Annotated in this window: 25 protein-coding genes and 3 tRNA genes; 16 read left to right on the top strand and 12 right to left on the bottom strand. The window is 54.7% G+C overall.

The window, feature by feature from the left end; genetic code table 11:
- The first annotated feature begins 214 nt into the window (after positions 1-214).
- From WEB54_RS03975 to WEB54_RS03920, 12 genes are all read left to right on the top strand, one after another.
- Positions 215-772 (top strand): cell division inhibitor SulA, encoded by a 558-nt coding sequence (locus WEB54_RS03975; RefSeq protein WP_368053461.1) that lies wholly within the window; start codon positions 215-217, stop codon positions 770-772.
- 318 nt (positions 773-1,090) lie between these two features.
- On the top strand, positions 1,091-2,371 hold the full coding sequence (locus WEB54_RS03970; RefSeq protein WP_368053459.1) for a tyrosine-type recombinase/integrase: 1,281 nt from the start codon (positions 1,091-1,093) through the stop codon (positions 2,369-2,371).
- Positions 2,368-3,048 carry a hypothetical protein gene (locus WEB54_RS03965; RefSeq protein ID WP_368053457.1) on the top strand — a complete coding sequence of 227 codons (681 nt, stop codon included), beginning with the start codon at positions 2,368-2,370 and terminating at the stop codon, positions 3,046-3,048. The genes WEB54_RS03970 and WEB54_RS03965 overlap by 4 nt, the downstream gene beginning before the upstream one ends.
- Positions 3,049-3,140: 92 nt before the next feature.
- Positions 3,141-3,404 carry a helix-turn-helix transcriptional regulator gene (locus WEB54_RS03960; protein WP_368053455.1) on the top strand — a complete coding sequence of 88 codons (264 nt, stop codon included), beginning with the start codon at positions 3,141-3,143 and terminating at the stop codon, positions 3,402-3,404.
- A 3-nt stretch (positions 3,405-3,407) separates the two neighbouring features.
- Positions 3,408-3,650: a hypothetical protein gene (locus WEB54_RS03955; RefSeq protein ID WP_368053453.1), complete on the top strand. Its 243-nt coding sequence runs from the start codon at positions 3,408-3,410 to the stop codon at positions 3,648-3,650.
- A complete protein-coding gene (locus WEB54_RS03950) occupies positions 3,647-6,094 on the top strand; it encodes a DUF3987 domain-containing protein (RefSeq protein WP_368053451.1) in 2,448 nt (815 codons plus the stop codon). The genes WEB54_RS03955 and WEB54_RS03950 overlap by 4 nt, the downstream gene beginning before the upstream one ends.
- Before the next feature lie 144 nt (positions 6,095-6,238).
- Positions 6,239-6,484 (top strand): hypothetical protein, encoded by a 246-nt coding sequence (locus WEB54_RS03945; RefSeq protein WP_368053449.1) that lies wholly within the window; start codon positions 6,239-6,241, stop codon positions 6,482-6,484.
- Positions 6,475-6,711, top strand: coding sequence for a hypothetical protein (locus WEB54_RS03940; protein WP_368053447.1), 237 nt, complete (start codon positions 6,475-6,477; stop codon positions 6,709-6,711). The genes WEB54_RS03945 and WEB54_RS03940 overlap by 10 nt, the downstream gene beginning before the upstream one ends.
- A 70-nt stretch (positions 6,712-6,781) precedes the next feature.
- Entirely contained in the window at positions 6,782-7,267 is a 486-nt protein-coding gene (locus tag WEB54_RS03935; RefSeq protein ID WP_368053445.1) for a hypothetical protein, read from the top strand.
- Between the two features lie 199 nt (positions 7,268-7,466).
- A complete protein-coding gene (locus WEB54_RS03930) occupies positions 7,467-8,879 on the top strand; it encodes a phage major capsid protein (protein WP_368053443.1) in 1,413 nt (470 codons plus the stop codon).
- Between the two features lie 16 nt (positions 8,880-8,895).
- A complete protein-coding gene (locus WEB54_RS03925) occupies positions 8,896-9,309 on the top strand; it encodes a hypothetical protein (protein ID WP_368053441.1) in 414 nt (137 codons plus the stop codon).
- Positions 9,310-9,537: 228 nt separating this feature from the next.
- On the top strand, positions 9,538-9,816 hold the full coding sequence (locus WEB54_RS03920; protein WP_368053439.1) for a zinc ribbon domain-containing protein: 279 nt from the start codon (positions 9,538-9,540) through the stop codon (positions 9,814-9,816).
- 264 nt (positions 9,817-10,080) lie between these two features.
- Here WEB54_RS03920 and WEB54_RS03915 read toward each other — a convergent pair.
- The 8 genes from WEB54_RS03915 to WEB54_RS03880 all read right to left on the bottom strand — a co-directional run bounded on the left by WEB54_RS03915 (position 10,081) and on the right by WEB54_RS03880 (position 16,947).
- Positions 10,081-10,168, bottom strand: a tRNA-Leu gene (locus tag WEB54_RS03915).
- A gap of 90 nt (positions 10,169-10,258) precedes the next feature.
- Positions 10,259-10,332: transfer RNA gene (locus tag WEB54_RS03910), tRNA-Cys, on the bottom strand.
- A gap of 33 nt (positions 10,333-10,365) precedes the next feature.
- Positions 10,366-10,440 (bottom strand) — tRNA-Gly (locus tag WEB54_RS03905).
- 201 nt (positions 10,441-10,641) lie between these two features.
- The gene (pgsA, locus tag WEB54_RS03900) at positions 10,642-11,211 is read right to left on the bottom strand and encodes a CDP-diacylglycerol--glycerol-3-phosphate 3-phosphatidyltransferase (protein ID WP_368053437.1); all 570 of its coding nucleotides are present in this window, start codon (positions 11,209-11,211) and stop codon (positions 10,642-10,644) included.
- Between the two features lie 303 nt (positions 11,212-11,514).
- Positions 11,515-13,347: an excinuclease ABC subunit UvrC gene (uvrC, locus tag WEB54_RS03895; protein WP_368053435.1), complete on the bottom strand. Its 1,833-nt coding sequence runs from the start codon at positions 13,345-13,347 to the stop codon at positions 11,515-11,517.
- A gap of 8 nt (positions 13,348-13,355) precedes the next feature.
- Complete coding sequence (gene uvrY / locus WEB54_RS03890) at positions 13,356-14,000, bottom strand: UvrY/SirA/GacA family response regulator transcription factor (protein ID WP_368053433.1); 645 nt, start codon at positions 13,998-14,000, stop codon at positions 13,356-13,358.
- Between the two features lie 259 nt (positions 14,001-14,259).
- On the bottom strand, positions 14,260-15,660 hold the full coding sequence (locus WEB54_RS03885; protein WP_368053431.1) for a PhoH family protein: 1,401 nt from the start codon (positions 15,658-15,660) through the stop codon (positions 14,260-14,262).
- Positions 15,661-16,002: 342 nt separating this feature from the next.
- Complete coding sequence (locus WEB54_RS03880; RefSeq protein ID WP_368053429.1) at positions 16,003-16,947, bottom strand: DegV family protein; 945 nt, start codon at positions 16,945-16,947, stop codon at positions 16,003-16,005.
- Between the two features lie 239 nt (positions 16,948-17,186).
- Between WEB54_RS03880 and pabB the strand changes: the two genes are divergently transcribed.
- Positions 17,187-18,563, top strand: coding sequence for an aminodeoxychorismate synthase component I (gene pabB, locus WEB54_RS03875; RefSeq protein WP_368053427.1), 1,377 nt, complete (start codon positions 17,187-17,189; stop codon positions 18,561-18,563).
- Here the strand turns inward: pabB and thrH are convergent.
- Positions 18,552-19,169, bottom strand: coding sequence for a bifunctional phosphoserine phosphatase/homoserine phosphotransferase ThrH (gene thrH, locus WEB54_RS03870; protein WP_368053425.1), 618 nt, complete (start codon positions 19,167-19,169; stop codon positions 18,552-18,554). The genes pabB and thrH overlap by 12 nt on opposite strands.
- A 321-nt stretch (positions 19,170-19,490) precedes the next feature.
- On the opposite strand from thrH, the gene WEB54_RS03865 reads away from it, so the two are divergent.
- The gene (locus WEB54_RS03865) at positions 19,491-20,222 is read left to right on the top strand and encodes a phosphoadenylyl-sulfate reductase (RefSeq protein WP_368053423.1); all 732 of its coding nucleotides are present in this window, start codon (positions 19,491-19,493) and stop codon (positions 20,220-20,222) included.
- Between the two features lie 75 nt (positions 20,223-20,297).
- Here the strand turns inward: WEB54_RS03865 and cysB are convergent, their stop codons facing one another.
- Complete coding sequence (cysB, locus tag WEB54_RS03860; protein WP_368053421.1) at positions 20,298-21,272, bottom strand: HTH-type transcriptional regulator CysB; 975 nt, start codon at positions 21,270-21,272, stop codon at positions 20,298-20,300.
- 438 nt (positions 21,273-21,710) lie between these two features.
- Between cysB and WEB54_RS03855 the strand changes: the two genes are divergently transcribed.
- Positions 21,711-22,781, top strand: a complete 1,071-nt coding sequence (locus tag WEB54_RS03855; protein WP_368053419.1) for a 3-deoxy-7-phosphoheptulonate synthase — start codon at positions 21,711-21,713, stop codon at positions 22,779-22,781.
- A 59-nt stretch (positions 22,782-22,840) separates the two neighbouring features.
- Here the strand turns inward: WEB54_RS03855 and WEB54_RS03850 are convergent, their stop codons facing one another.
- Positions 22,841-23,710: an alpha/beta hydrolase gene (locus WEB54_RS03850; RefSeq protein ID WP_368053417.1), complete on the bottom strand. Its 870-nt coding sequence runs from the start codon at positions 23,708-23,710 to the stop codon at positions 22,841-22,843.
- 73 nt (positions 23,711-23,783) lie between these two features.
- Between WEB54_RS03850 and lexA the strand changes: the two genes are divergently transcribed.
- Positions 23,784-24,389, top strand: coding sequence for a transcriptional repressor LexA (gene lexA / locus WEB54_RS03845; RefSeq protein WP_368053415.1), 606 nt, complete (start codon positions 23,784-23,786; stop codon positions 24,387-24,389).
- 46 nt (positions 24,390-24,435) lie between these two features.
- On the opposite strand, the gene dnaQ is transcribed toward lexA, so the two are convergent.
- A complete protein-coding gene (dnaQ, locus tag WEB54_RS03840; RefSeq protein ID WP_368053413.1) occupies positions 24,436-25,173 on the bottom strand; it encodes a DNA polymerase III subunit epsilon in 738 nt (245 codons plus the stop codon).
- Between the last annotated feature and the right edge of the window lie 41 nt (positions 25,174-25,214).

Genomic DNA, 25,214 nt, shown 5'->3' with positions numbered 1-25,214 from the left:
GGCTTTTTTTTGCCTGCCACCTTGCAACCAAACAGGACCTACGACTCGAGTTTCGGAGCTTGCATCGCCTTGATGCCAAGAGTCCGTGCCAGTCACCGCGGATTCCCATATTTAAGCTAAGAACCCAACTCCATCACAAAAAAAGTTGACGACCTCCAATTCACTGTATATAACTACAGCTACTGTATAAATGAACAGTAACGGAGAAACCGTCATGTCAGCAACCGCACAGATCATTCAGACCGAAACCAACTTACATGTTCCTGCCTGGCGCAGTCTGTCGACACGGCCTCAACCACAGCACGGCCGAGCGGCGGCGGAAACCCTGGCAATGGGCACCCTGACCGAAGTGTTTTGTCAGGCCGAGGGGTTAAAGCAACTGCAGCTGCTGGTACCGGTACTGGCACAGCTAAGCCAACAGAAGAAGTGGATTACATTCATCGCCCCACCCTGCCTGCCCAATGAACGGGCGCTGACGCGCGCTGGTGTCGATACCCGCAAGATTCAGATAATCCATACACGCACCATCAGAGATTACTGGAAAACGCTGGACGACGTGCTGCACAACGGCCAGAGCAGCGCCGTACTGTGCTGGCCACCCCAGGGCGAGTACGACGACACCAAGCGGGCGCAAATGAAACAGGCGGGTGATGATAGCAATACCGTGGTGTTTATATTCAGACCCTTTGGCAAAACTCGCTCCGAGGCGGTTAACGACACGGATAAGGCAGAGGCACCCAAAGATGAACGTCAACTGGCACTGGCATTCTGAGAACGCTGGAGATCTTAATCTGGCTTATGAAGATGCTGGATAAAACAGGCTGTTCATTGAAGGGCTATAGGCTGCTTGGGTTAGTAAGTGCTATGGCTGAAACTGGTGCCCGGAGCCGGAATCGAACCGGCACGGCCGCAATGGCCGAGGGATTTTAAGTCCATCAACGCCGCTTTTAACTACTTTTATGTAGCACTAACAACCCTTGCAAATAGGCGCTTTCAAGCTAAACTAGTCCCTTGTGTTTGGATTAACTTTGAATCCATCTGCTACATATCTGCTACATATTTCAGATATGTATCACCGAGGGACTATCTAATGAGCGCTAAAATCCGGTTAAACAAAACAGGCCTAGCCAAGCTGGAACCAACCCCAGGCACCCAGGTGATCTACTGGGATGATTCGCTGACTGGCTTCGGTGTTCGGGTAAGCCCCGGCGGCACTCAAACCTTTTTCTACCAGGGGCGATTGGGTGGCAAGGTCAAGAAAATAACCATTGGCAGGAATGGCCCGATCACACCCGAGGCGGCCCGAAAAGAGGCAAAGCGCATACAGTCGATGCTGGAACTGGGCAAAGACCCCAGCCCGGCCAAAGAGGACACGACCGGCGCTACCTTTGGCGCACTGCTGATGGCATACGTCCAGCTTTTAGAATCACAGGGCAAGTATTCTGCCAGAGCCGTGGCCAATGCCTTTGCCAAAGACGTTCAAACCCCCTTCCCAAAGCTATGGAACAAACAAGCCAACCAGATCAACCTGGATGATTGCGTCCAGATAATCGGAGCCATCAAGGAGGCAGGCAAGCCGAGACAGGCTGACAAACTGCGCTCTTATATCCGCACAGCATTCAGCGAGGCCATCAATGCTCGAGGCGATGTGAACGCGCCCGCCTCAATGCGAGCCATGAAGGTGGCAACTAACCCGGCCCGTGATATGCGCAAAGTGAAAGGCTCCAGCCAGGCCAGAGACCGCGCACTGTCATTGGCAGAGTTCCGGGCATACTGGCGGCGCATCCAGCTATTAGATGAACCCCGCCGGTCACTGGCCATGCTGCACGTCATTACAGGCGGCCAACGCCAGCAACAACTGGCCCGCGTTACCCTGGCAGACATCGACCGGGACGCCATGACCATGACCATAATGGACAGCAAAGGCCGCAGAGCGCTGCCCAGGCGGCATACAGTGCCGCTCTTGCCTCAAGCCCTGGAATTGATCGATGGCATAACCGGCGGCGGCGCTTATGTGTTCTCAAGCAATGGGGGAAGCACACCAATCGACATTGACTACCTCAACCGAATCACCCGGCGGGTATGCGCTGAAATGGCCGAGGCTGGCGAGCTTGAGGGCGAGAGGTTCACCGCTGGCACCATACGCGCCACCATTGAAACCCGTTTGATGAAAAAGCCCTATCGTGTCTCAAGCGATGTACTGGCACGCCTACTCAGTCACGGACTGGGAGGCATCCAGGCCAAACACTACGCCCATGATTCAATGCACGATGAACAGCAAGAGGCCCTGGAAATGCTGCAGCGCATGGTTGAGGGCAAGCCAGAGCCGAGCGCCCAGGTTATCCCATTTAACAGGGAGGCCAGCGCGTGAAACCCCGCAAAAACCTTGTTGTACCAGTGGAAATTGTGCCCTTACTAGACCCTACCGAACGTCAAGCAGCAATGACTGTTTTTCGTGAGTTTAATGGCTCCCCAGAGGTCGCAGAAACGATCAGACGCGACCTAGTGGAACCGCTGGAGCTTTGGGCCGAATCCGAATATCAAAAATGGGGACGCCATACCGGGGTAGATGCAGCTATTGAGCTAGCAGGCCGTGGAGAGGATTTAGCCGAACATTGGTTCGCTGGGGCAGCCGTTGTGCCTGAAATGCTGGATGCCCTGGAGTCTCATTGGCGGGATCTGACCGAGGCAATGGGTTTTGCAGGTATTGATCTTTGGGATAAGGATGAATCCCGGCGCAAAACGGGCAGTAAAAACGGCGGTCAAAGTCGAACTGGCTATAAAGCACCACTTACCCAAGCAATTATAGCTATGTGTCAGAGCATACCAGAATGCAGCTATACAAGTCTGTTAGTAGAAATGGAAGCCGACGCAAGGGGGCAGGAATGCTTGCTTTATAATCTGAGAGAGACAGGCCAGGTGACTGTTAAGTTTGTTTCAGTGACTTCGGAACACATATTTTACGATGAACTAAACGGCAAGCAGGGTAAAAAACTAGCTGTTCGCTCCCTACCGAATAAACTTTCAATGGCGAAGGGAATAAGTTAGAAATTTCGTTCACGGTTTGCTCTAGCATTTCGGTAAGTCAATGAACCCACATTGCTTATATGGCCTCGTTCAAAGACGAATGAGGCCAGATCATGCAAACAACCACCCATTTAGAAGCTACACCAAAGGCAGCGCCCACCCAGCCCGACCATTATAACGTCTCCATGCCCGCCTTGTGGGATCAGAAAACCTTAGCCGCCTATCTGGGCAAGTCTACTGCCTGGTGCGAGCGCGCCCGCTGGTGTGGTGAAGGCCCTAAGTTCATCAAACTAGGCCGCCATGTTCGGTATAAAGCCGACGATGTACTGGCCTGGATAGATGAAAGCAGCCAGAGCCGTTCAGGTTCGGAGGGCTGAATCATGGACAAAAAAAGAGCCGACCAACAGGCCAGCCCAGAGCAGAAATCATGCGGCAATTATAGCACCTCCTGCCGCCGCGCCGAAATAATCGAGCGTACCCGTGACGGTCATGCTGTGCTTGTCCGCTGTCCTTATTGCGGCCGATTGCACATTCACACCGCACCCAGTGACGCCGACCCGCTGCGCTTGCGCCAGGCCGTTTGCGACCAGGCCCGTACCTATATTTTAGGGGGTGACGTATGACTACTGCACTCCACCAGACCCACACCGTTGACGATACCGGCACAGCGCAACCGGCGAGCCTAAAACCGAACCTGGAAGCCGCCCAGGCGTTTCTGGCGTTTCTCGACCCAACCGAGCAACGGATTACCTTCCAGACGTTCGACGATAGCCAGGCCAAACGCCAAAGCCTTGCCCGAACACTGCACGGCACCCTTGAACAGCACTCCGACACACTGGCCAAGCTGAACCTGCAAGGCGCTGGCGTATTCGTCACCGCTAACGAAACCGACCTGCAAGGCCGCAAGGCGGCAAACATCAATAAGGTACGGGCAGTCTTTGCCGACACCGATGGCGCACCACTGGAACCCATAGAGGCATGCACCCTGGCACCGTCTGGACTGGTTACGACTTCACCGGGCAAGTGGCACGCCTACTGGCTGGTAGAGGGAGAGTTCCCGCCGGATCAATTCAAACCAGTACAGCAAGCCATTGCCGCCCGCTTTGGCACTGACCCCACCGTCTGCGACCTGCCCCGCGTCATGCGCCTGCCTGGTTTTTATCACCGCAAGGCCGACCCGTACTTGGTTACATTCGAGGCCCGTAATCCGTTTGGGTATGGTGCCGACGAAATACTGGGCGAGTTCCCGCCCCAGGCTAAACAAGGCAAGGCACCCGGCGTACCTTTGCCGATACCCGGCCAACTGGATGCCTACGCCCAGCGAGCACTGGAAAGCGCAACGAGTGACATAATCGGAGCGCCCGAAGGCACCCGAAACGATACCCTGAACCGGGAGGCCGTAGGCTTGTTTGGACTGGTGAAGGCTGGACACCTTCCAGAGCATACGGCACGGGATCAACTCGAACGCGCCGCCACTGGTGCCGGTTTATCGGCTGGCGAGATCAGCGCAACGCTCAACAGCGCATGGCAAGCAGCGATGCCGCGAAGCCCAGAGCAACGGACGGCGGGCAGTGGCAACACCCAGCAAGCGTTTGACCCCGTGGAAAATGGGGCAGAATGGCCGGAAGTAGTCGCTCTGGACGTTGAGCCGCCGCGCACTGTCCCCGTGGATGAATGGCCGCATGTTATTGGCGACTACGCTTTAGCCCTGTCTACTGAGACAGAGACACCGGCAGAGCTTCCCGCCCTGCTGTTACTTGGCACCCTTTCCGCCGCCGCCCAAAGACTGGCTGACGTTCAAGTAAAACCCGGCTATCGGGAACCGATCAACGTCTATACAGCCGTAGCCTTGCCGCCTGCTACCCGTAAATCTGGTGTATTCAAACGAGCCACAAAGCCGCTGATTAAATGGGAAGCCGATCAGCGTGAAAAGGTAGAGGCAGAAAGAAAGGCCGCCGAGAGTCGCCTAAAGACCCACAAAGAGAGGGTAAGCAACCTACGCAAACAGGCCGCAAAAGCTAAGGGCGACACCGAAGCGGACGCTCTGGCCGATCAGGTGGCAGAGCTTGAAGCCAATGAACCCCAGATACCGCGACACCCGCGCCTATTTACGTCTGACGTAACGACAGAGCACCTTGCCACCATGATGAACGATCACGGCGGGGTAATGGCTGGCATGAGTCCAGAGGGCGGTATTTTCGAGACGATGGCAGGCCGCTACAACCAAGGCACCCCGAATATAGACTTGTACCTGATGGCGCACGCCGGGGACGCTGTACGGGTAGACCGTGGCAGCAAGGCCGCCGTGATATTGGATAACCCCCGCCTAAGCATGGCCCTGGCTGTTCAGCCTGACGTATTGGACGCCATGAGCACAAAGCCCGGCTTTAAAGGCCGTGGCCTGCTGGGCCGTTTCCTGTACGCCCTGCCACCTTCCAATCTGGGCAGTAGAACCGGCAACGGAAAGCCCGCCGATCCTTTGATAGAGCAAGCATATCAGGATCGAATTTTAGAGCTAATAGACGCCGCCCAACAAACAGAGCAACCCGAAACCCTGTACCTATCTGACGAAGCCCGCGGAATCTGGCAAAGCTTCTGGCATTCAGTAGAGCACGAATTGGGAGCCTATGGACTCTTTGAACACTGCACCGACTGGGCCGGAAAGTTGCCGGGAGCCGTGGCACGGATTGCCGCCCTGTTTCACTTTGCCAGCTATGGGGCCGCAGGAATCAAGCGACAGGTATCAGCAAAGGATATGCAGGCCGCTGTAAATACCGGGAACGCTTTAGCCAGTCATGCCCTGGCTGTATTCGGATTGATGGGAGCAGATCCCGACATTGAAAGCGCGAAGGTAATAGCCCGCTGGTTCAAGCGCCACAGCCTGACCGAGTTCACAGCACGGGATGCACACAAAAACCACAAAAGCCGATTTGTTCACGCTCAGGACATTGAGCGGCCACTGGAGGTATTGGCAGAGCGTGGATATATCCGGCTGATGGCGCAACCCGAGAACCAGCCAGGCAGACCGAGCCGCCGCTTTGCCGTTAATCCGAAGGCGCTTGGGTAAGGTTTTGGGGGTTTTGGGGTAGAAAACCTTAAAGGCATTTTTTTATTAACTCTCTCTCTTTAAGTCTTTTTTTATAAATTTATACATACGGAATCCAACCCCAAAAACCCCATAACAGGATCACAGGCAGACAAGGTTAACGATATGAAGAAATCACACACTGGAGAACTGAACATGGCACTGAACACACACTTGGCAGCAAGAATCAGAGACACCGGATTGGCCCAGATAGCGGAACAGCGTGATGTAGCGCAGACAGTCGAGGCACTGTTAATGGGCACCCTGGCCTTAGCCCGCTGCTATATGACAGCACCCGAGGTGGCGGACTACCTGAGAGCCGTTGCCAACAACCTGGAACAGGCGGCAAAGGAGGACAAGCAATGCCATTGACCACTCCTACCCCAGTCGCTGCTGGTTTGCAGCGAGAGATAAGCAAGGCAGCCAAAAGCATGACCGTTGATGACTTGGTTCGAATGTTAGCGGACGAGGCAGACGCCCTGCTGGTGGATGCTCTCGGGCTGGATACGGCAACCCGCTGGTGGTCTACCTGGCTGACTGATACGGCAGGCTATCGAGCTGTCAGATACGTTGAGGACGCCAAAAAGTACACGGCCTAAATCCCTAGGGCCGTTGCGGAAGTCACCCTTCATCGCCATTCGCAAAAATTCATTGAAAAGAGACAGCAACATGAAACGGAAAAACCCACATAACAGCACCACAGAAACCGCCAAGGCGTTTCAGGATACGGCAGAGGGGCTGATTCAGCCACCCCCGCACGTCAATCTACGCTCGCAAGATTGGCCGCATTGGGAATCTGTCACAACCGCCAAGGCGCGGGACGCCTGGACTACCGCCGACCTCGAGATTGCAGCCCAGTTGGCCCGCACCATGGCTGACATTCCTCGCTTGCGATCAGAGATTGACATAGAGGGTGACACCATCGTCCAGCCCGGCACGGGTAATACCGTGGTGAACCCTCGGCACAAGATTTTAGACGCGGCTGTAAAGCGATCAATCACGCTCACCCGTTTGTTGCAAATCCATCCACTTGCCACCCAGGGCCGCAGCGCAGACCAGGCTGGACGCAACCAGGCGCAACGCCAGACCAGCGACACCGCCGAATCCATGAAGGATGACGACCTGATAGCTACACCAGCCAAGCGGCGACACTGAGGTGATTGACATAGACATGATGCTTTATATATCATTGGGTTATATCAGGCAGCAACCCGAGGGGAAGCTGTCGAGCGATCCGGCAAGCCGAGGGCAAAGCGCGAATCGTACGAATGAACCGAACCCATTAATTTAGGGAGCGGTGACCCGTACGGACGCGCTTTTTTTGTGTCCAGGGGCCGCTCCAGAGGATCGAAACATGAGCAAAATGAAAGAACTTACCCCAGAGCAAAGCATTGCCGCGCGTCGGTATTGCGAGGCTAATAGCCTGGAATTTGTGTCAGCGCAAGGCGTACCCACCCGCGAAGAGTGGAGCGAACTGCACGCCCAAAAGAAGACCTGTCATCACAATGCAACGGCCATTCTAGATGCCGCTGACGCTGAAAGCCGCGACTTGAATGAAAACGAAGCTACGGCTTTCGAGTATTTCAGCGGACTGGCCCATAACCTGAACCGCGAAATGGACAAGCGGGTGGAGGCAGGCGACAAAGGTCCCCGTAATCCGGCCCTCCACGGCCGCGAATACACGAACAGCGCCGCTGGCGTCCGGGACTTCGCAAGCCAACCCAGCCGCAAGTCCAACATGCAACTGATCAGCCCCGAGTCCGGCAAAGCACTCCCAGTCTATGGGCATGGTGAGCCAATGGCCGCCGATGATGGTGGTGAATTCACGATTGGCCAGATTGGTTGCGCTATCGCTCGTGGCGATTTCAACGGAATGTCCCCGAGCCTTCGGGCTGCTGTCAGTGGTAGCGGCGATGGTGGTGGTGCCTACATGCTGGCCCCCGAGCAGTCTGGTCGCGTAATTGACCTGGCCCGCTCTGCGTCAGTGGCAATGCGAGCCGGAGCGCAGACGGTGCCGATGAACACCAGCGAGATGACCTTGCTCCGTGTCCTGAGCGATCCGACCGTAACCGCCCGGCGTGAGCTTCAAGCCGTGAATGCCTCGAAGCCGACTTTCGGCCAGTTCACTCTGCAATCAAAGATGTACAGCGCCATCGTGCCTATAACCATCGAGCAACTGGAGGACGCAGCCAACGCGCCAAGCATCATTGAATCGGTTATGCGCTCCGCGCTGGGGCTGGCACTTGACCAGGCAATTCTGGCTGGTGCTGGCGGTGCTGAGGTCTTGGGCATCACCAACGCCGAAGGCACCAACGAGCAGACTGGCGTGGGTACTCCGATCGGCTGGGGCGACGTATCGCAAGCCGTGGGCTCCATCATGGGTGCGAACTATACTAACGACCCTGAAGGCCTTTCCTGGATCATGAACCCGCGTGATGGCGGAACCTATGACCGGCTTGTGGCTGGCGATAATCAACCGTTGCGCCCGTCTCCTTGGGCTGGTGCGCTGAATCGGCTGCCGACTACCAGCCTCGAACCGGTTGGCGGCGAGACGAACATGATAATCGGCGACTTCAGCCAAGTGCTGGTGGGCATGCGTACAGGCGGCGTGGTATTCGATGTGGTCGATTCCGGCAGTATCAGCGATGGCGAAAATACCATCAACGCTGCAAGCCAATTCGTCCGGTTCCTGCGTGCCCGTGTCCGCTTTGATGCGGTCATGATGCGCCCCGACTGGCTGACCGTGTTGCGCGGCGTTACCGCTTAATCCTGGAGGATGAACAATGCTTTTATCTCAAGATGTTAAAACCGCCCGAGTCTCTGATGCTGTGGCCGCTGGCCAAACGGATGTAACGTCCGATGCCGTGGATAGCCGCGATTTTGAAACCGTTGAGTTCGTGGCCCTGCTGGGGGCAATCACGGCTGGTGGCAGCGGCACCCTGAAGGTTCAGGGCTCCGACGAATCCGCCAGCGGGTTTACTGACCTGTCTGGAGCGAGCGTGACATACGCAGACACCGACAGCGATGGTGTCCTGATGGTGGAGGTCTCGCAGCCGATCAAGCGTTATTTGCGTGCGGTGATCGAGCGCGACGGTGCCGACGCGGTTGTGGATGGTGTGATTGCCCTTCAGGGTAATGGCGCGATTCTGCCGGTTGAGCAGCCCGCCACCTCAAAGCTGGTATTGGCACCAGCGTAAAGAAAGGCCGGGTTCGGGGCGTTTTGTGACATTAACTCCTTGAATCACTCGCAACGCCGCAGCGTCGTTGGGCTGAATCGCTGTACTAACCCTGGCGGGGCGACTCGCTGGGGTTTTTTATACCTACAAAAAAGGTACCCTTCAGCAAGGCGCTATATTGTTCGGATGCTTTTTGAACTGTCGATCTAAACAATAGCTGTTCACTGTAAAAAATAATGAGGATGCAACGTGAAAACCACATTCTGGGTATTGACACTATTATTAGCCATAGCGGGGTTTGTCATCCCGTTATTGTGGGGAGCAGCACTGATCACAGCCTTAATTGCTATTGTTAGCGCACCACCAGGAAAAAGAGCGGATGGTAAAGCAAAGACAGGTGGACTACTTGGCGGTGTTTGGGATAGCGCGGTAATTAGCAGCAAAATGAAAAAATGCCCGAGCTGTGCTGAGCTGATTAAGAAAGAGGCTAAGGTGTGCAAGCACTGCCAGCGTGATGTTTCTGGCTGATTCCACCAGACCGACCGTAACTCCGATTTTAATGGCTTGTGCACTGCGATTGCATGACCGCCTTGTGATGGCAGCAACCCATCGAGCTAAGCCGGTGGCTTTGGACGGTCAACCACCGCAACTGCACCCCCACCACTGAAAGGCATTGGCTTGGTTTTGATGGCTGGTGGCAATACTGAAAAAAAAGTGAGCTACCAAAACCGACTTAATGCGCTACATATCTGCTACATATTTGATTTTAGTTAGTGGGTACTATCGCTGAAGTGGTGCCCGGAGCCGGAATTGAACCGGCACGGCCGCAATGGCCGAGGGATTTTAAGTCCCTTGTGTCTACCAATTTCACCATCCGGGCGAATCGAGGACTGTGTCATTGCGGTCACGATGGCCGCGGATATTGCAGAACCCTGGTGTGGGTTTGTATAACCACTTCTGAGTGAGGAAGTGGAGGCTGGAGTCGGAATCGAACCGGCGTACACGGAGTTGCAGTCCGCTGCATGACCACTCTGCCATCCAGCCTTTACAGGCTTGCCCTTTAAAAGGCTTTTTACTTGGAGCGGGAAACGAGATTCGAACTCGCGACCCCAACCTTGGCAAGGTTGTGCTCTACCACTGAGCTATTCCCGCACTTCTTATCATACAAACACTAAAGGCCGTACTTCTGAGCCTTTGCTTTCGCCTATTCAAGGCTGGAAACACTGCCCCAACCCCAATCAACGAGCGCGCATTCTAAGCATTCGTTTCTGGGGCGTCAATTATTTTTCTTTACAATTTAGGCACTTAGCAGACTTTAGGTGATGTATAGCATCGGCTCAAGTGCCCGTTCAATCATACCTTGGGTCGCAATTCGGGCCATGCCGCGCGTAGGTATACAATCATTGACCACAGCGTCAGTACGGCTGAGACCTGTAAAGCCAGCAAGCCGAGGTTGGCCAGCCATTCGGCAGAGAGTGCCGTACGCATGGCTGGATCCTGAGTCAGTAGAATCACAATGGCGACCATTTGCAGGGTCGTTTTGATTTTACCCAACATGTTGACCGCCACACTGGCGCGTTTGCCCAGTTCGGCCATCCATTCACGCAGTGCGGAAATAACGATTTCACGTCCAATGATGACAACGGCAGGTACTGTCATCCAGATACTGCTGTGGCTTTCGACCAACACGACCAAGGCTGCGGCGACGATGAGTTTGTCGGCAACCGGGTCCAGGAAGGCGCCAAAAGGTGTCATCTGGCCCAACTTCCGGGCCAGGTAACCATCAACCCAGTCTGTCACCGCCGCAGCGGTGAAAATAATAGCGGCCAGCAGGAACGACCAGCTTTGCGGCATGTAGTAAACAACAACGACGACAGGAATCATCAGAATCCTGAACAGCGTTAACATATTCGGTATGTTCATAGCCTTCCTTCAATGGTACGGACTAACAGTGTCCGCTCAACGTCCAACGGACGGAAGGATTCCAGCTTTGCTCCACACTGTAAACCATTGCCGGACGCTGTCAGGTACTTTTTTCACTTTTGTTTCATACCAGGAGCCTGTCGGACTCAGGGGAATCAAAGCGAGGGAGTGGGACGGCGAGTCCAAATTTTCGCAAATTTCGCGTGCATAGTGAGCCTATGTGCTCGCAATTTGCGGATATTTGGGCCGTCGTCCCGCTTCCGCAGCCGATTCATCCTGAGTCCGACAGGCTCCTACCCTGGTTCAGCGGCTGTGCAAAAACTCGTAGATCGATTCAGCCAACGTCCGGGATACCCCTTTTACCCGGGCTATCTCTTCCTGACTGGCGGCCTTTACTCCCTGGGCGCTGCCAAAATGGCGGATCAGGGCTTTGCGGCGGCCGGGGCCAACGTTTGGAATCTCATCCAACAGCGAGCCGACCCTGGCCTTACCACGCCGGGCACGGTGACTGGTAATGGCAAAACGGTGCGCCTCATCCCTGATGTGCTGAATCAAATGTAAGGCCGGCGCATGGTTTGGCAACTGAATGACCTGATCCGGAGTCTCAAAAAATAAGGTTTCCAACCCCGGCTTGCGGGTTTCCCCCTTGGCGACACCCAGCAAGGGGATGGCAACCCCCAGTTCGTCCATGACCTCACGTGCCATTTTCATCTGGCCCTTGCCACCATCAACGATAAGCAGATCCGGTAATTTGGCCTCTTCTTTTTGCAATCGGCTGTAACGCCGTTCAATTGCCTGAGACATGGCGGCGTAATCATCCCCGGCGGTAACGCCTTCGATGTTGAACTTGCGGTACAGGCTCTTGTTGGGGCCGTTCTGATCGAATACCACACAGGAAGCCGTCGTTGCCTCGCCGGAGCTGTGCGAAATATCAAAACACTCAATGCGCTCTGGCATTTCCTCCAGCTCCAGCGTCTGCTGCAGTGCCTCGAAGCGCTGGACCACTTGCTGACGATGGCTGATGCGCTGTTGCAGCTGCTCCCGGGCGTTGGTTTGGGCCAGCTCCAGCCAACGCGCATTGCGCCCGCGCACCGAACTGCTCAGCGTGATTTTTCGGCCAAAATGCTCACTGAGTGCGGCTTCGAGCCAGCCTTTGTCGGTTACCGGGACATTCAGCACCACGCTTTGTGGACAATCGTCGTGGGTGCGCCCGAAATAGTACTGCCCCAGGAAGCTGAGCATGATGGTCGCCGGCTCTTCTTCAATCCCCGGCTTTGGAAAGTAACTCTGACTGCCAAGCAAACGTCCCTGACGAATCATCAGGTAATGCACACAGAGCCCAAGTTCCGTGGATTCCAGTGCGAACACATCCACGTCACCGCGGTCGCTTGAGACGTACTGCTGCTCCTGTACCTTGCGCAAGACCAGCAACTGATCTCGCACTTCAGCGGCGGTTTCAAAGTCGAGACTGGCTGCCGAGGAATCCATTTCCAGCTCCAGCGTCTGTATCAGCGTCTGGTTTTTACCTTGCAGAAAGGCGCGGGTTTTATCCAGATCTGCCTGATATTCCTGCTCACTGACAAAACCCACACACGGCGCCTTGCAGCGCTTGATCTGGTATTGCAAACAGGGGCGCTGGCGGTTCATGAATACGCTGTCTTTGCACTGGCGCACTTTGAAGGCTTTTTGCAGAATCGCCAGCGATTCACGCACCGCACTGGCATTGGGAAAGGGTCCAAAATACTCCGACTTACCCCGGCGAGCCCCGCGGTGAACATAAAGCCCGGGCGACCCGTGTTCAGTGGTTAGCCGAATATAGGGATAGGATTTGTCGTCGATTAACAGAATATTGTAGGGCGGTTTGTGCTGCTTGATCAGGGTCTGTTCGAGCAGCAACGCTTCGGTTTCACTGTGAGTGACCGTAGTATCAATGCGCTGTATACGCGCCACCAGCGCCAGGGTCTTGTTGGTTAACCCCCGGCTGCGGAAATAGCTCGATACCCGATTCTTCAGGTTCTTGGCTTTGCCCACATACAGCAATTGGCCCTCGGCATCGTACATACGATAGACGCCAGGGCGGGCCGTCAGGTGTTTTAGGTAGGCTTTATGGTCGAAGGGTTGCGTCGTCTCTGGCATAGCCAGGATTATACCATCTCGTTCGGTTCCAGGATGCCATGACGAATGGCCAAATGCGTCAGCTCAACGTCACTGGAAATGCTGAGCTTGTCAAAAATCCGGTAACGGTAGGTATTGACTGTTTTCGGGCTCAGACACAGCTTGTCGGAAATCGCCTGAACTTTCTTGCAGGAACAGATCATCGTGGCGATCTGCATTTCCCGATCTGAAAGCTCCGAAAACGGCGACCCGCCCGCGCCAACGTTTTGTAACGCCAGTTTTTGGGCCACATTAGGCGCCAGATACTTCTGACCGGCAACCACGGTACGCACCGCCAGCACCATCTCTTCGGAAGATGCGCCTTTAGTTAGGTAGCCGGCTGCACCGGCTTGCAACAGACGTGCGGGGAACGGATCATCGCCACAGGCGGTGACGGCAATGATTTTGATATCGGGAAACTGGCGGTGGATCTTGCGAGTGGCTTCTATGCCACCAATACCGGGCATACGTACGTCCATCATGATAACATCGGGCTCATGCTCTTTGGCAAGACGAATGGCATCTTCACCGCTGGCGCCTTCTTTGATGACTTCAATGCCATCGGCGTCATCCAGCAACCGGACCAGTCCCATCCGCACTAGATCATGATCGTCAACCACGATTACCTGGATCACGCACCCACCTCGATCGTTAACTGCAAGGCTCATCCTGAAGTTTTGTCCATCCTGGAATAGAGTGCCGTCGGCCTGGACCCGACATCCAGTAACGGCAGAGGAACTGCGGCATTAAGTGGCGGATCCGTAAGGGCCGGACCACTGGAATACCAATACACCACCATGACCCATAATACGGATCAACCCCATCAGAGAAAAGCACAATGTCACTTTTTTGTCAGCATACCGGGCAAACGCCCGGATTTGCCGGTTAACACCATTACAGATGCGATTCCGCATAAGCCGCGAGTCGACTACGCGCTACGCCTTCCAGCGTAATCGAGCCACCGTGCTCGAACCCCTTGAATCGCTCGCTCATATACGTCAGCCCCGAACTGGTGGGGCCGAGGTACGGCGTATCGATCTGCGCCAGGTTGCCCAGACACACCACCTTGGTGCCCTGCCCGGCCCGGGTAATGATGGTCTTGATCTGGTGCGGCGTAAGGTTCTGCGCTTCATCAACAATCATAAAGCTCTGTTGAAAGCTTCGACCACGCACGAAATTCAAGCTTTTAAACTGAATGGGAACCTTGGCGCCCACGAAGTCCTGGCTGCTGCCCGGGTCAAAATCCTCAGCGTGGAGAGCCTCGAGGTTGTCGGTAAAGGCACCGAGCCAGGGCTGCATTTTCTCGGTTTCGGTTCCCGGCAGGAACCCAATGTCTTCATCCAATCCGCGTGTGCTGCGCGTGGCGATGATTCGCTTGTATTGCTTGGTTTCCATGGTCTGCTCCAGCGCACAGGCCAGGGCCAACATGGTTTTGCCGCTGCCAGCAGCACCATTGAGCGCAACCAGATCAATCTCCGGGTCAAACAGCAGATACATCGCCATGGCCTGAAACAGGTCGCGTGGCACCATGCCCCAGGCCTTCTGGCGCATTAATACGCCGGTATTGAGCATTTCGATGGACACATGAGCATCCTCGACGCGGTGAATGCGCCCAACAAACTCTTTCTGGTCATAAAAGAACTGATTGGCGTAAAACGGTTCGCCCAGCACTTCTTCCAGCACCGATTTTTCAATTACGTGATAGCGCTCACCACGAATATTTTGTGGCGCAACGACTTCAACCTGTTCCCAGAAACTGCCTTCCAGGGCGTGATACCCGGTGGTTAGGCTGTCTATATCGGAGATCAGCTGATCGTTGTGATAATCCTCCGCCTGCAGACCGCTGCCCCGGGCCTTAAGGCGCATGTTGATGTCTTTGGTGACCAGCACTACCTCCGCATCCTGATGCTGGGTCTGCAAGGCCAGCAGATCGTTGATGATGCGGTTATCGTTGCTGTGTGCAGGAAGGATGGACACCGACGGATCCTTCGGCATCATGATGCTCAGCTTGCCCATGCTTTGCTGGGTGTGCGGTCGGTCGATGCCGACGCCTTCCATGATTTGTTGCGGCGTGGCCCCTCCCAGAATGCCATCGATGGTGCGCACTGACTGGCGAGCATCGGCGGCCAGTGCGGTACTGCCGACCTTGAGTTTGTCGAGTTCTTCCAGCACCACCATTGGTACCAGAACCTGGTGTTCTTCAAAGTTAAAAACAGCGTTGGGATCGTGAATCAGGACATTGGTATCAAGAGCGTAGATTTTCGGGTTGGACCCTTCGCGAGCTGATGCGTGCATAACCTCTCCTGGTCGGGACAGTGGAGCGATTGGGGTTGCTCCTGCGCGACAGCCATTCTGGTGAACTGGCTGCCCAGACGGTATCTGACTGAACTTATGACTTCCCGGAGGGCCAGGATGCGGCCAAATAAGCCTGGCTGGAGGCCCTGAACGGGATTGGCTAAGTAGGTTCTCCCTGCAGCTGGTACCTATTCAGAATAGGTGACACGCGCCTCCTTGTCTTCCCGATTTTAATCAACTTGAAAAAAACACACGGAAGCGCAGCATGCCTACCCATCGCAATAGCGATTACTCCGTCAACGTGAACCCGGAGGAGGTAGTCGAATTATTCGGCAACCCAGGCTATCCATCGAACTCATGATCTTCAGCCGCAAACGCCACGCAAATGCTGCCCGGGCCAACGTTGAGCCCGCCGGTCAATCCCATGACGCAACTGAGCACCGCGACACCCTGCTTGCTGGCTGCCACCTCCAGTTCCTTAAAGCCCTCGTGGGCTTGAAGACCAGCCAGATCACCCGCGATAGAAACCACCACGTAGGGGGTCAGCAACCCGTGCTCTATCTGGCGAATGGTATAACGCATTAACCGGTCGACGCTGGTACCAAATCCTCTACCCTTGGCAACCGGGAAGGTGTCGTCACCGCGCGCAGATAATATCGGAACGATATCCAACGACTTGGCCACTAGTGCGGTAAGGATTCCGACACTGTCATCGCCCTTTTTCCGGGCCCGCTCCCGAATGTAGTAGACATCCGGGGCCACCAGGTAAGCGTATATGCGCTGGCGCATGGCGTCAGCGAGTTTGAGAATTTCGTTTTTGGCCTTGCCCCGCGCAATCATGTCACTGGTGAAAGCCGCAAGCACGCCCTGCCCACAAAACAGGGTTCCCGAGTTCATGATCCTCATGCCAAAGTTGCCGTCTCGGCCTGCGGCCTCGCGTATATCATGGTAGCTGCGCAGAATGGCGTGGGACGCCTTGGTCGCATTGTCGTATATCGGGCTGCGCTTGCGACTGACCGTTTGCACCAGGGCAAAGTCGTACTGGGCGACCAGCTCATCCAGAAACAGTTGTTCGATTTGCTCGGTGCTGTAGGGAATAGACTCGGCATCATGATTACGGCCAAGCAAGTTATTGGCGTAAAAATCGGTCAGTTTCTGAGCGTCTTTGATATCTGTATGAGTCTGATCATCGACTCGAATAGCAATGGGCAACAATTTGATGTTGCGGTCATCGATAAAACCCTGCGGCAAATCACAGGCTGCATCGATAACGAGAACGGTGTTCATGGTTCACTCCTGATTTGGATTTTTATTATTGCGAGCGTAATACCTTAATCGTCCATTGATGGTGCTCCCCTTTTGTGAATTCGGTCAACTTTCAATGTTCAGGGGGTGTCGAATCTGCCCCCTTTCGTCCGGGTAATCGATTCATTACAGAAGATTTTTCACTAAACCACCTTCTGGACAGGACTTTCGACACAATATCGCTAGAATACCGCCGGCTCATTAATGAAGAAGTGAACCCCTTGCAACGTCTGGAACTCCCCTACACAGAGACCGCCCGACCCTACTTTGCAACGCTTGCGAATGAACCCGGGGCCATCTGGTTTCATTCCGGGCATCCAGCCCGTGAAGGTCACCGCTGGGAATGGTGTTCAGCCTGGCCGGAAACCCGGTACCGGATGTCGGCAAGCCAACAGATTCAGCGGTCGTCTCAGGGCAAGACCGAGCTGATCAACCCCCCGGATTTTCTGGGCTGGCTGGCCACCCAGCAACCAGAGTCGTCCATTGATACCGACCTCCCTTTTACGTCGGGTCTGGCCGGGCATCTGAATTACGAAGCCGGGTATGCATTGCACGGTCTGACCGGCCGCCACCCGAGTCCGACCAGCCTGGCCAGCATCGACCGGTACGACTGGAGCCTGGTGTTTGACCACCTGCATCAGCGAGCCTGGCTTTGCCTGTCAGAATTCATCTCTGAATCACTGGAGCAGCGCTTGCTGACCTGGCATCGGGCATGGCGGGAGCAACCGCCGACCACCCCACCCGAACCCGCCATTCCCCCACTGAACTGGCGTTCAGGAATGAGCCGTGAAGCCTATCGGCAGCGGTTTGCAACGCTTAAGGAATACATACTGGCCGGGGATATCTATCAGGCTAACCTGACGCGCCCCTGGTACGCTGACATCGCCCCAGAGATCTCCGATTGGTCGCTATACAGCCACCTTATCGACAGGATTCAAGCCCCTTATGCCGTGTATCACCGCGCTGATGACCACACTCTGATGAGTGTGTCTCCCGAGCGATTCATCACCATCAACAAAGGGCACATCACGACACAACCGATCAAGGGCACTCGCCCCAGAGGAGTCACACCCGAAGCAGACCAACAATTGGGGTGGGAACTGGAAGAAAGCGAAAAAGACCGGGCAGAGAACCTGATGATTGTCGATTTGCTGCGCAACGACCTGTCGCGCAATGCCCGGGTTGGCAGTGTTAAAGTCCCCGAACTGTGCAAGCGAGTGTCGTTCAGCAATGTACATCACCTGGTCAGCACGATAACGGCCGAACTGGCTGCCAATGCAACACCACTGGATGTTCTGCGCGATGCTTTTCCCGGCGGTTCCATTACCGGGGCTCCCAAACGACGGGCTATGGAGATCATCGATGAGTTGGAGATGTGCGCCCGCGGCCCCTACTGCGGCACCGCTTTCTGGCTGAGCGACAGCGGCGCCTTCGACAGCAACATCTTGATTCGCTCGCTGTTGAAAACCCCGAACCAGCTGATGTGCTCGGGTGGCGGTGGCATCGTCGCCGACAGCGCTGTCAGCGACGAATACGATGAAAGCGCCACTAAGGTGGCGCACATCCTGAACGCCCTGGGGCGTGTCTCAGGCCGGTAAAGCCCGGTTACTCGCCTGCAGGAAGGTGGCTTTCAGGTTGTCATAACCGGTGACAGCCGGAAATTGAGGAAATTCCGCAATCACATTAGCCGGGGCATTAAACAGAATGCCAGCGTCGGCTTCGCTCAGCATTGTTGTGTCGTTATAGGAATCACCGGCGGCTATGCAGCGGAAATTCAGGCCATGAAACGCCTTGATGGAGGCGCGCTTGGGATCTGGCTGTCGCAACACGTAGTCCAGCACTTTGCCGTTGCCATCAACCTCAAGCCGATGACAAAACAGGGTTGGATAGCCCAACTGACGCATCAGCGGCGCGGCAAATTCGTAAAAGGTGTCTGACAGGATGACCACCTGAAAACGCTCCCGCAACCAGTCAACAAATTCCCGGGCGCCAGGCAACGGCTCAAGCTCGGCGATCACCGCCTGAATTTCATTCAGGCCCAGATTGTGGTCATCCAGGATCTGCAGGCGTTGCTTCATTAATACATCGTAATCCGGTATGTCCCGGGTCGTTGCTTTCAGGGCGTCAATGCCGGTTTTTTCCGCGAAGGCAATCCAGATTTCGGGGATAAGGACCCCTTCCAGGTCAAGGCAGGCTAGTTCCACAGTTCGTTCATCCTAGTGGTTAGATACAAGTCAACGTCACAGAGGCTAACGGTACTGGGCTGGCAATAAGAAGACAACGGCATTAACTGGATGGCAGTGTTGCCGGTTCAGCGAATACGTCCATCGGGCACCAGACCAACTGATCATTTTTTGTTCCACAACCATAGCTCCACGTGGAACAGTTCCACGGAATGGCTCATTTCCACCCTGGCCCAACGCCCGACATCCGCCAGGCAACATAACCTTATGATATGCGGTTATTTAACGAAACCAGCGCAAGCTGGTAGAGTCGCCGCTCCACCGTGACCTCCGTACCTGATCATGAATCTGACTGAATTGAATTTGGAACTTTCCGGGCTGTCGCCCCGCGACATTCTCAAACGAGCGCTCGACAATCACGAACACATCGCTCTGTCGTTCAGCGGCGCGGAAGACGTTGTTCTGGTCCATATGCTGAGCAAACTGACCCGGTCCCCCCGGGTTTTCACTCTGGATACCGGCCGCCTGCATCCCGAGACCTATCGCTTTATTGATCAGGTTCGCAACCACTACGACTTGCCCATTGAGCTGTATTCACCGCAGGCTGAGCCCCTGCAACAACTCGTTCGGGAAAAGGGTCTGTTCAGCTTTTACCAGGACGGTCATCAGGAATGCTGCGGAATCCGTAAAATCGAACCGCTGGAACGTGCACTCAGTGATCTGGATGCCTGGATAACAGGGCAACGCAAAGACCAAAGCCCGAGCACGCGCTCTGAGGTGCCCAGTGTTCAGCGTGACGACCGCTTTACTGGCCGGGGGGAGCATCTGTACAAGTACAATCCGCTGGCCAACTGGAGTTCGGCCGAGGTCTGGAACTACATTCGAATGATGGAAATACCCTACAACGCCTTGCACGAACGCGGATTCATCAGCATCGGCTGCGAACCCTGCACGCGCCCGGTGTTGCCAGGCCAGCATGAACGCGAAGGCCGCTGGTGGTGGGAAGAGGCAACACAGAAAGAGTGCGGTTTGCACGCTGGCGGCAAGCCAGGCTCGCTGCCCTTTACCGGCTAACGATTAATGCAATACGACAGGCGACTCAGGCTGTTTGCCTTAATCGCCTGTTGTAAGCGTTTTTATTCTGAAGGGTCAGTAAGTCGGCAACTGGGTGTGCTGAAACAACTCATCCAGTTCGTGCCGGCTTGTAGTTGCCATCGCCTCATCGACGATTGACTTGCTCAGGTGGGGGGCAAAGCGCTCAATAAACCGGTACATAAAGCCGCGAATAAAGGTCCCTTTGCGTATCCCAATTTTGGTAATGCTGGCTTCAAACAGGTGACTGGCGTCCAGGCTGACCAGATCCCGGTCCTGCTCCGGATCAATGGCCATATGCGCCAGAATACCAACCCCCAACCCCAGTCTCACATAGGTTTTGATGACATCGGCATCGGCTGCGGTAAAGACCACTTTGGGGGTCAGGCCGCGTTCCAGAAAGGCTTCATCCAGTTTCGACCGGCCGGTGAACCCAAAGACGTAGGTTACGATCGGAAAAGCGGCTACATCCTCAAGCGTAATCTGGTTGCGTTTTGCCAGAGGGTGTTCCCGGGGAACCACAATGGAGCGGTTCCAGCGGTAACAGGGCATCATCACCAGGTCTGAAAAGTGCTCCATCCCTTCGGTCGCAATGGCCAGATCGACGGTACCGTCAGCTGCCATCTCTGCAATTTGCACCGGTGTACCCTGATGCATGTGCAGCGACACATCGGGGAAGTCGCGAATAAAGCCGTCAATCACCTGAGGTAAGGCGTAACGCGCCTGGGTATGGGTCGTTGCCAGGCTGAGACTGCCCTGACGATCATCGCTATGCTCCTGCGCGATCTGCTTGATCGAGTCAACCTTGCGCAATATCTCACCGGCGACTTTTAATACCGCCTCTCCGGCCGGTGTAATTCGAGTCAGATGTTTACCGGAACGGGCAAAAATCTCAATACCGAGTTCATCTTCGAGGAGCCTGATTTGTTTGCTGATGCCAGGTTGTGAGGTATACAAAACCTGCGCTGTTGCCGATACGTTTAAATCGTGATGAGCTACTTCCCAGATGTATCTCAGTTGCTGCAACTTCATAGTGCTCCCCTTTAATCCGTTCAGAGCGGCCCCCGACTGGCGTCTGGACCTCTTCTTGTTATCAACTGTGCTGCGAAACGGTGCCGTGGCCACCCTGCCCACCGGTAATTTGTCCGACTCGCACTGCACAGTTTTTATCAGGTTATATAAAGATGATCAATTATTCTTTTTTTGCATATTATTTTTAAATCTCCCGGGAGCACATCCATGGGCAAACCCTGGCAAGTTTCGCGAGACCATTCCAGAGATGTTGTTTTTGCTTCCTTTTTAAACGAACCACTACTAATTTGTATTCTTTTCTTTACGGGTTGTATTTTATTCTTTACTTACTTATTATTCATCAATGGTCAGGACAGCCCCAACCGAGCTTCCACTCACTGGTGACCTGGCAAGACCCCTATTCTGGAATGAGCCATCAAAGAGAGCCTTAGCGTTATCATGCAAGCATTAGCGAACTTAAACGTAGAAAGCCAGGAAATTCTGCTCACACCGGATGCCCTGAAAGCCGACATTCCGGTAACAGAAGACGCCGCCCGCGTCATTAACGAAGGCCGCGATGCGGTGCGCAACATTCTCGATCGCAAAGACCCGCGCATCATCGTTGTCATCGGCCCCTGCTCCATCCACGACCCGGCCATGGCCATTGACTACGCCAAACGCCTTAAATCGTTAAGCGAAGAAGTCAGTGAGTCCATGCTGATTGTCATGCGCGTGTATTTTGAAAAACCCCGCACGACAACTGGCTGGAAAGGCCTGATCAACGATCCCTACCTGAACGATTCCTTTAAAATTGAAGATGGCCTTCACATTGGCCGCACACTGTTAATGGACATTGCTCATCTGGGCCTGCCAACGGCAACCGAAGCACTGGATCCGATCTCACCGCAATACCTTCAGGACCTGATCAGCTGGTCAGCCGTCGGTGCGCGCACAACGGAAAGCCAGACACACCGCGAAATGGCCAGCGGCCTGTCTTCCGCTGTGGGCTTCAAAAATGGCACCGATGGCAGCCTGGATGTTGCCATCAATGCGCTGAAATCAGTTTCTTCGCCACACCGGTTCCTGGGCATCAATCAGGAAGGCCAGGTAGCGATCATACATACCAAGGGCAATGCCTACGGCCATGTTGTGTTACGTGGCGGCAATGGTAAACCAAATTACGACTCAGTCAGTGTCGCACAATGCGAAGCCACTTTGCGTAAGGCCGGGGTACCCACCAACATCATGGTGGACTGTTCGCACGCCAATTCCAATAAAGATCACGCCTTGCAACCTCTGGTTGCCGACAACGTTGCCAACCAGATTCTGGAGGGCAATCAGTCCATCATCGGGTTGATGATCGAAAGCAACCTGGAGGAAGGTAACCAGAGCATTCCGGACGACTTGTCGCAGTTGAAACCGGGTGTATCCGTAACCGATGCCTGCATCAGTTGGGCAACCACCGAGAACCTGTTGAGATCCATGCATGCCAAGCTGAAAGACGTACTGCCGGGCCGCACCGGCGCCTGAGGGACCGTTCACCGGATCCGGGTCTCACCAAACCCGTGACCCGGCTAAACACAGAGCCGCTACCCGGTTCGTTCCTGTGACATCACTGCCCGAGTGGGACTAATGGTTGGCAACAGCGTCAGCCAGTCCCGGGCGCTGGCCCCGAGTATGATCCTCGCAGGATCCAACCCCAGTCGTTTAAGTGCGGGATCCGCCTGAGGTGATGAGGACACCCAATAGAGACGGGCCTCTACTGCTTTCAGCCTGGGTTTTATCAATGCCTGATCGTAGGCCCGCCAACGTCCGAACCAACCCTGACGCCGCAACAAATGCCGAAACAAGGTTACGGGCTCACGCTCTTCACTCCCCTCCTGGCGATACCAGCGTCGCCAACCAAGACGTAACCGGTGCCAGGTTTTAACACCGGGCAACCAGAACACCCGGCGAGGACAGATTGGTGCCGCATTCAGAAGCACAACATTGGCCGCGTATTGGCGCACGACCGCATGTTGTAACACCATTTCACAGCCAAACCCCTGACTGATCAGCGTTGGTAACTGGGCGGTTTTTTCTTCAATGAACTGAATGGCCGGTGGCAAATCATACTCGGCCATGACTTCCAGAGTATTGAGCGCAGGCCTCTGATTGCGGGAAGACAAGCCATGACCGCGCCAGTCCATCAGCCAGACATCGTATCCTGCCCGGACCAGGGCGCCAGCAACCCCGCCAACGCCGTAATCGAGCCATTGCCAGTGATTAGAGAAGGCATCGTGCACCAGCAGGACCGGATGGCCACGCGATATTTGCTCGGAATGCAGCCGAACCAGGGCAATCTCTACCGTATTGTCGGTGCTGGTGTTGGGCTTGAGCGAATAAACATCTTCATAAATGCCCTCTTTGTATTCCGCGCTCAACAACGCGACCGGGAAGTATTGACTGCTACTTTTCAAACCAGAGAATCCTTTACAGCGATTACAGGCTGTATATAATCACAGCTACTGTATAAAAAAACAGGGCGACATTATGTTTAAACTGACGGCTCGTCAACAACAAGTTCTCGACCTCGTAAAAGACCACATGCTGGAAACCGGCTACCCTCCTACCCGGGCAGAGATTGCCAGCCAATTGGGTTTCCGCTCCCCCAATGCCGCTGAAGAGCACCTCAAGGCACTGGCGCGAAAGGGAGCCATCGAAATCATTCCTGGCGCATCGCGTGGCATTCGCCTTCCCGAAGAGCCTGAATCCGGTCTTCCGGTTGTGGGTCGTGTCGCAGCTGGCGAGCCCATTCTGGCTCAGGAGCAAATTGAAGAATTCCTGAGTCTCCCGTCTACCCTGTTCAGCCCCAAAGCCGACTTTTTACTGCAGGTTCAGGGATTAAGCATGAAAAATATGGGCATTCTGGAAGACGACCTCATCGCCGTCCATAAAACCGACCAGGTGCGCAATGGCGATGTCGTCGTAGCCAGGGTGGGCGACGATGTTACCGTTAAACGCTACGAGCGCGAAGGTCAGATTGTCACGCTTTACCCGGAAAATGAAGACTTTGAACCGATCAAAGTTGATTTAACCCAACAGGACTTCGCCATCGAAGGCTTGTATGTGGGCGTTATTCGGCGTTCGCTGCACTAAAACAAGCGCTGCAACACACAACACTACCCAACGAACTGGCTGGCTCTCAGCTATTTTTACCAGCCAGTTCGAGCCACAAGGGTGATTTCCCGGCTGCTTTTTCGATAACAGCCAACATCTCACGATGCGCGACCTGCTCTTCCGCAGTCGGTTGCACACGCTTGAGTGACTGGTTTGATGCAATAACAGCGCTGGCATCAAAACTCACTTGTTCCGTACTGTTCTCTTCTTCATCATCCAGTATCAGCGCGGTTTGCCCACCGGTCATCAGCAAATAAACATCAGCCAGAATTTCCGAGTCGAGCAAGGCTCCGTGCAAGGTGCGGTGTGAATTATCGATGCCATACCGCTTACACAGCGCATCCAGCGAAGCTTTAGCACCTGGGTGTTTTTCGCGCGCCAGTTTCAGCGTATCAAGAACACCACATACCTCTTTAAGCTGACCAAACTGAGTAAAGCCCTCATCGGCGAGGCGGTTAAACTCCATCTGTAAGAAGCCCATATCAAAGGCGGAATTGTGTATTACCAGCTCTGCACCGCTGACGTAATCCCAGAAAGACTGGGCAATGTCCCGGAACTTGGGCGCGTCTTTTACCTTGTTGTTATCAATCCCGTGTACCGCTATCACTTCTTCGGGAATATCGCGCTCAGGATTGATGTAGTAATGAAAATGTCGACCGGTCAGCTTTCGATCCACCAGCTCCACGCACCCGACTTCCACAATACGATCACCTTTGTTGGGGCTTAAACCCGTGGTTTCGGTATCCAGTACGATTTGTCTCATCTTGCTAAAGATCTCATCCAGTCATGTTCTGATTAAGGTTG

Origin of the sequence: Saccharospirillum sp., assembly GCF_040881935.1 — a bacterium.
Classification (GTDB): domain Bacteria; phylum Pseudomonadota; class Gammaproteobacteria; order Pseudomonadales; family Natronospirillaceae; genus Saccharospirillum.
The sequence above is the reverse complement of the archived record's forward strand: the minus strand, read 5'-3'. Positions and strand labels throughout refer to the sequence as shown.

Coding starts and splice junctions, on each gene's coding strand:
- WEB54_RS03975 (WP_368053461.1), top strand. CDS start 215: ATGTCAGCAACCGCACAGATCATTCAGACCGAAACCAACTTACATGTT.
- WEB54_RS03970 (WP_368053459.1), top strand. CDS start 1,091: ATGAGCGCTAAAATCCGGTTAAACAAAACAGGCCTAGCCAAGCTGGAA.
- WEB54_RS03960 (WP_368053455.1), top strand. CDS start 3,141: ATGCAAACAACCACCCATTTAGAAGCTACACCAAAGGCAGCGCCCACC.
- WEB54_RS03955 (WP_368053453.1), top strand. CDS start 3,408: ATGGACAAAAAAAGAGCCGACCAACAGGCCAGCCCAGAGCAGAAATCA.
- WEB54_RS03950 (WP_368053451.1), top strand. CDS start 3,647: ATGACTACTGCACTCCACCAGACCCACACCGTTGACGATACCGGCACA.
- WEB54_RS03945 (WP_368053449.1), top strand. CDS start 6,239: ATGAAGAAATCACACACTGGAGAACTGAACATGGCACTGAACACACAC.
- WEB54_RS03940 (WP_368053447.1), top strand. CDS start 6,475: ATGCCATTGACCACTCCTACCCCAGTCGCTGCTGGTTTGCAGCGAGAG.
- WEB54_RS03935 (WP_368053445.1), top strand. CDS start 6,782: ATGAAACGGAAAAACCCACATAACAGCACCACAGAAACCGCCAAGGCG.
- WEB54_RS03930 (WP_368053443.1), top strand. CDS start 7,467: ATGAGCAAAATGAAAGAACTTACCCCAGAGCAAAGCATTGCCGCGCGT.
- WEB54_RS03925 (WP_368053441.1), top strand. CDS start 8,896: ATGCTTTTATCTCAAGATGTTAAAACCGCCCGAGTCTCTGATGCTGTG.
- pgsA (WP_368053437.1), bottom strand. CDS start 11,211: ATGAACATACCGAATATGTTAACGCTGTTCAGGATTCTGATGATTCCT.
- uvrC (WP_368053435.1), bottom strand. CDS start 13,347: ATGCCAGAGACGACGCAACCCTTCGACCATAAAGCCTACCTAAAACAC.
- WEB54_RS03885 (WP_368053431.1), bottom strand. CDS start 15,660: ATGCACGCATCAGCTCGCGAAGGGTCCAACCCGAAAATCTACGCTCTT.
- WEB54_RS03880 (WP_368053429.1), bottom strand. CDS start 16,947: ATGAACACCGTTCTCGTTATCGATGCAGCCTGTGATTTGCCGCAGGGT.
- WEB54_RS03865 (WP_368053423.1), top strand. CDS start 19,491: ATGAATCTGACTGAATTGAATTTGGAACTTTCCGGGCTGTCGCCCCGC.
- cysB (WP_368053421.1), bottom strand. CDS start 21,272: ATGAAGTTGCAGCAACTGAGATACATCTGGGAAGTAGCTCATCACGAT.
- WEB54_RS03855 (WP_368053419.1), top strand. CDS start 21,711: ATGCAAGCATTAGCGAACTTAAACGTAGAAAGCCAGGAAATTCTGCTC.
- lexA (WP_368053415.1), top strand. CDS start 23,784: ATGTTTAAACTGACGGCTCGTCAACAACAAGTTCTCGACCTCGTAAAA.
- dnaQ (WP_368053413.1), bottom strand. CDS start 25,173: ATGAGACAAATCGTACTGGATACCGAAACCACGGGTTTAAGCCCCAAC.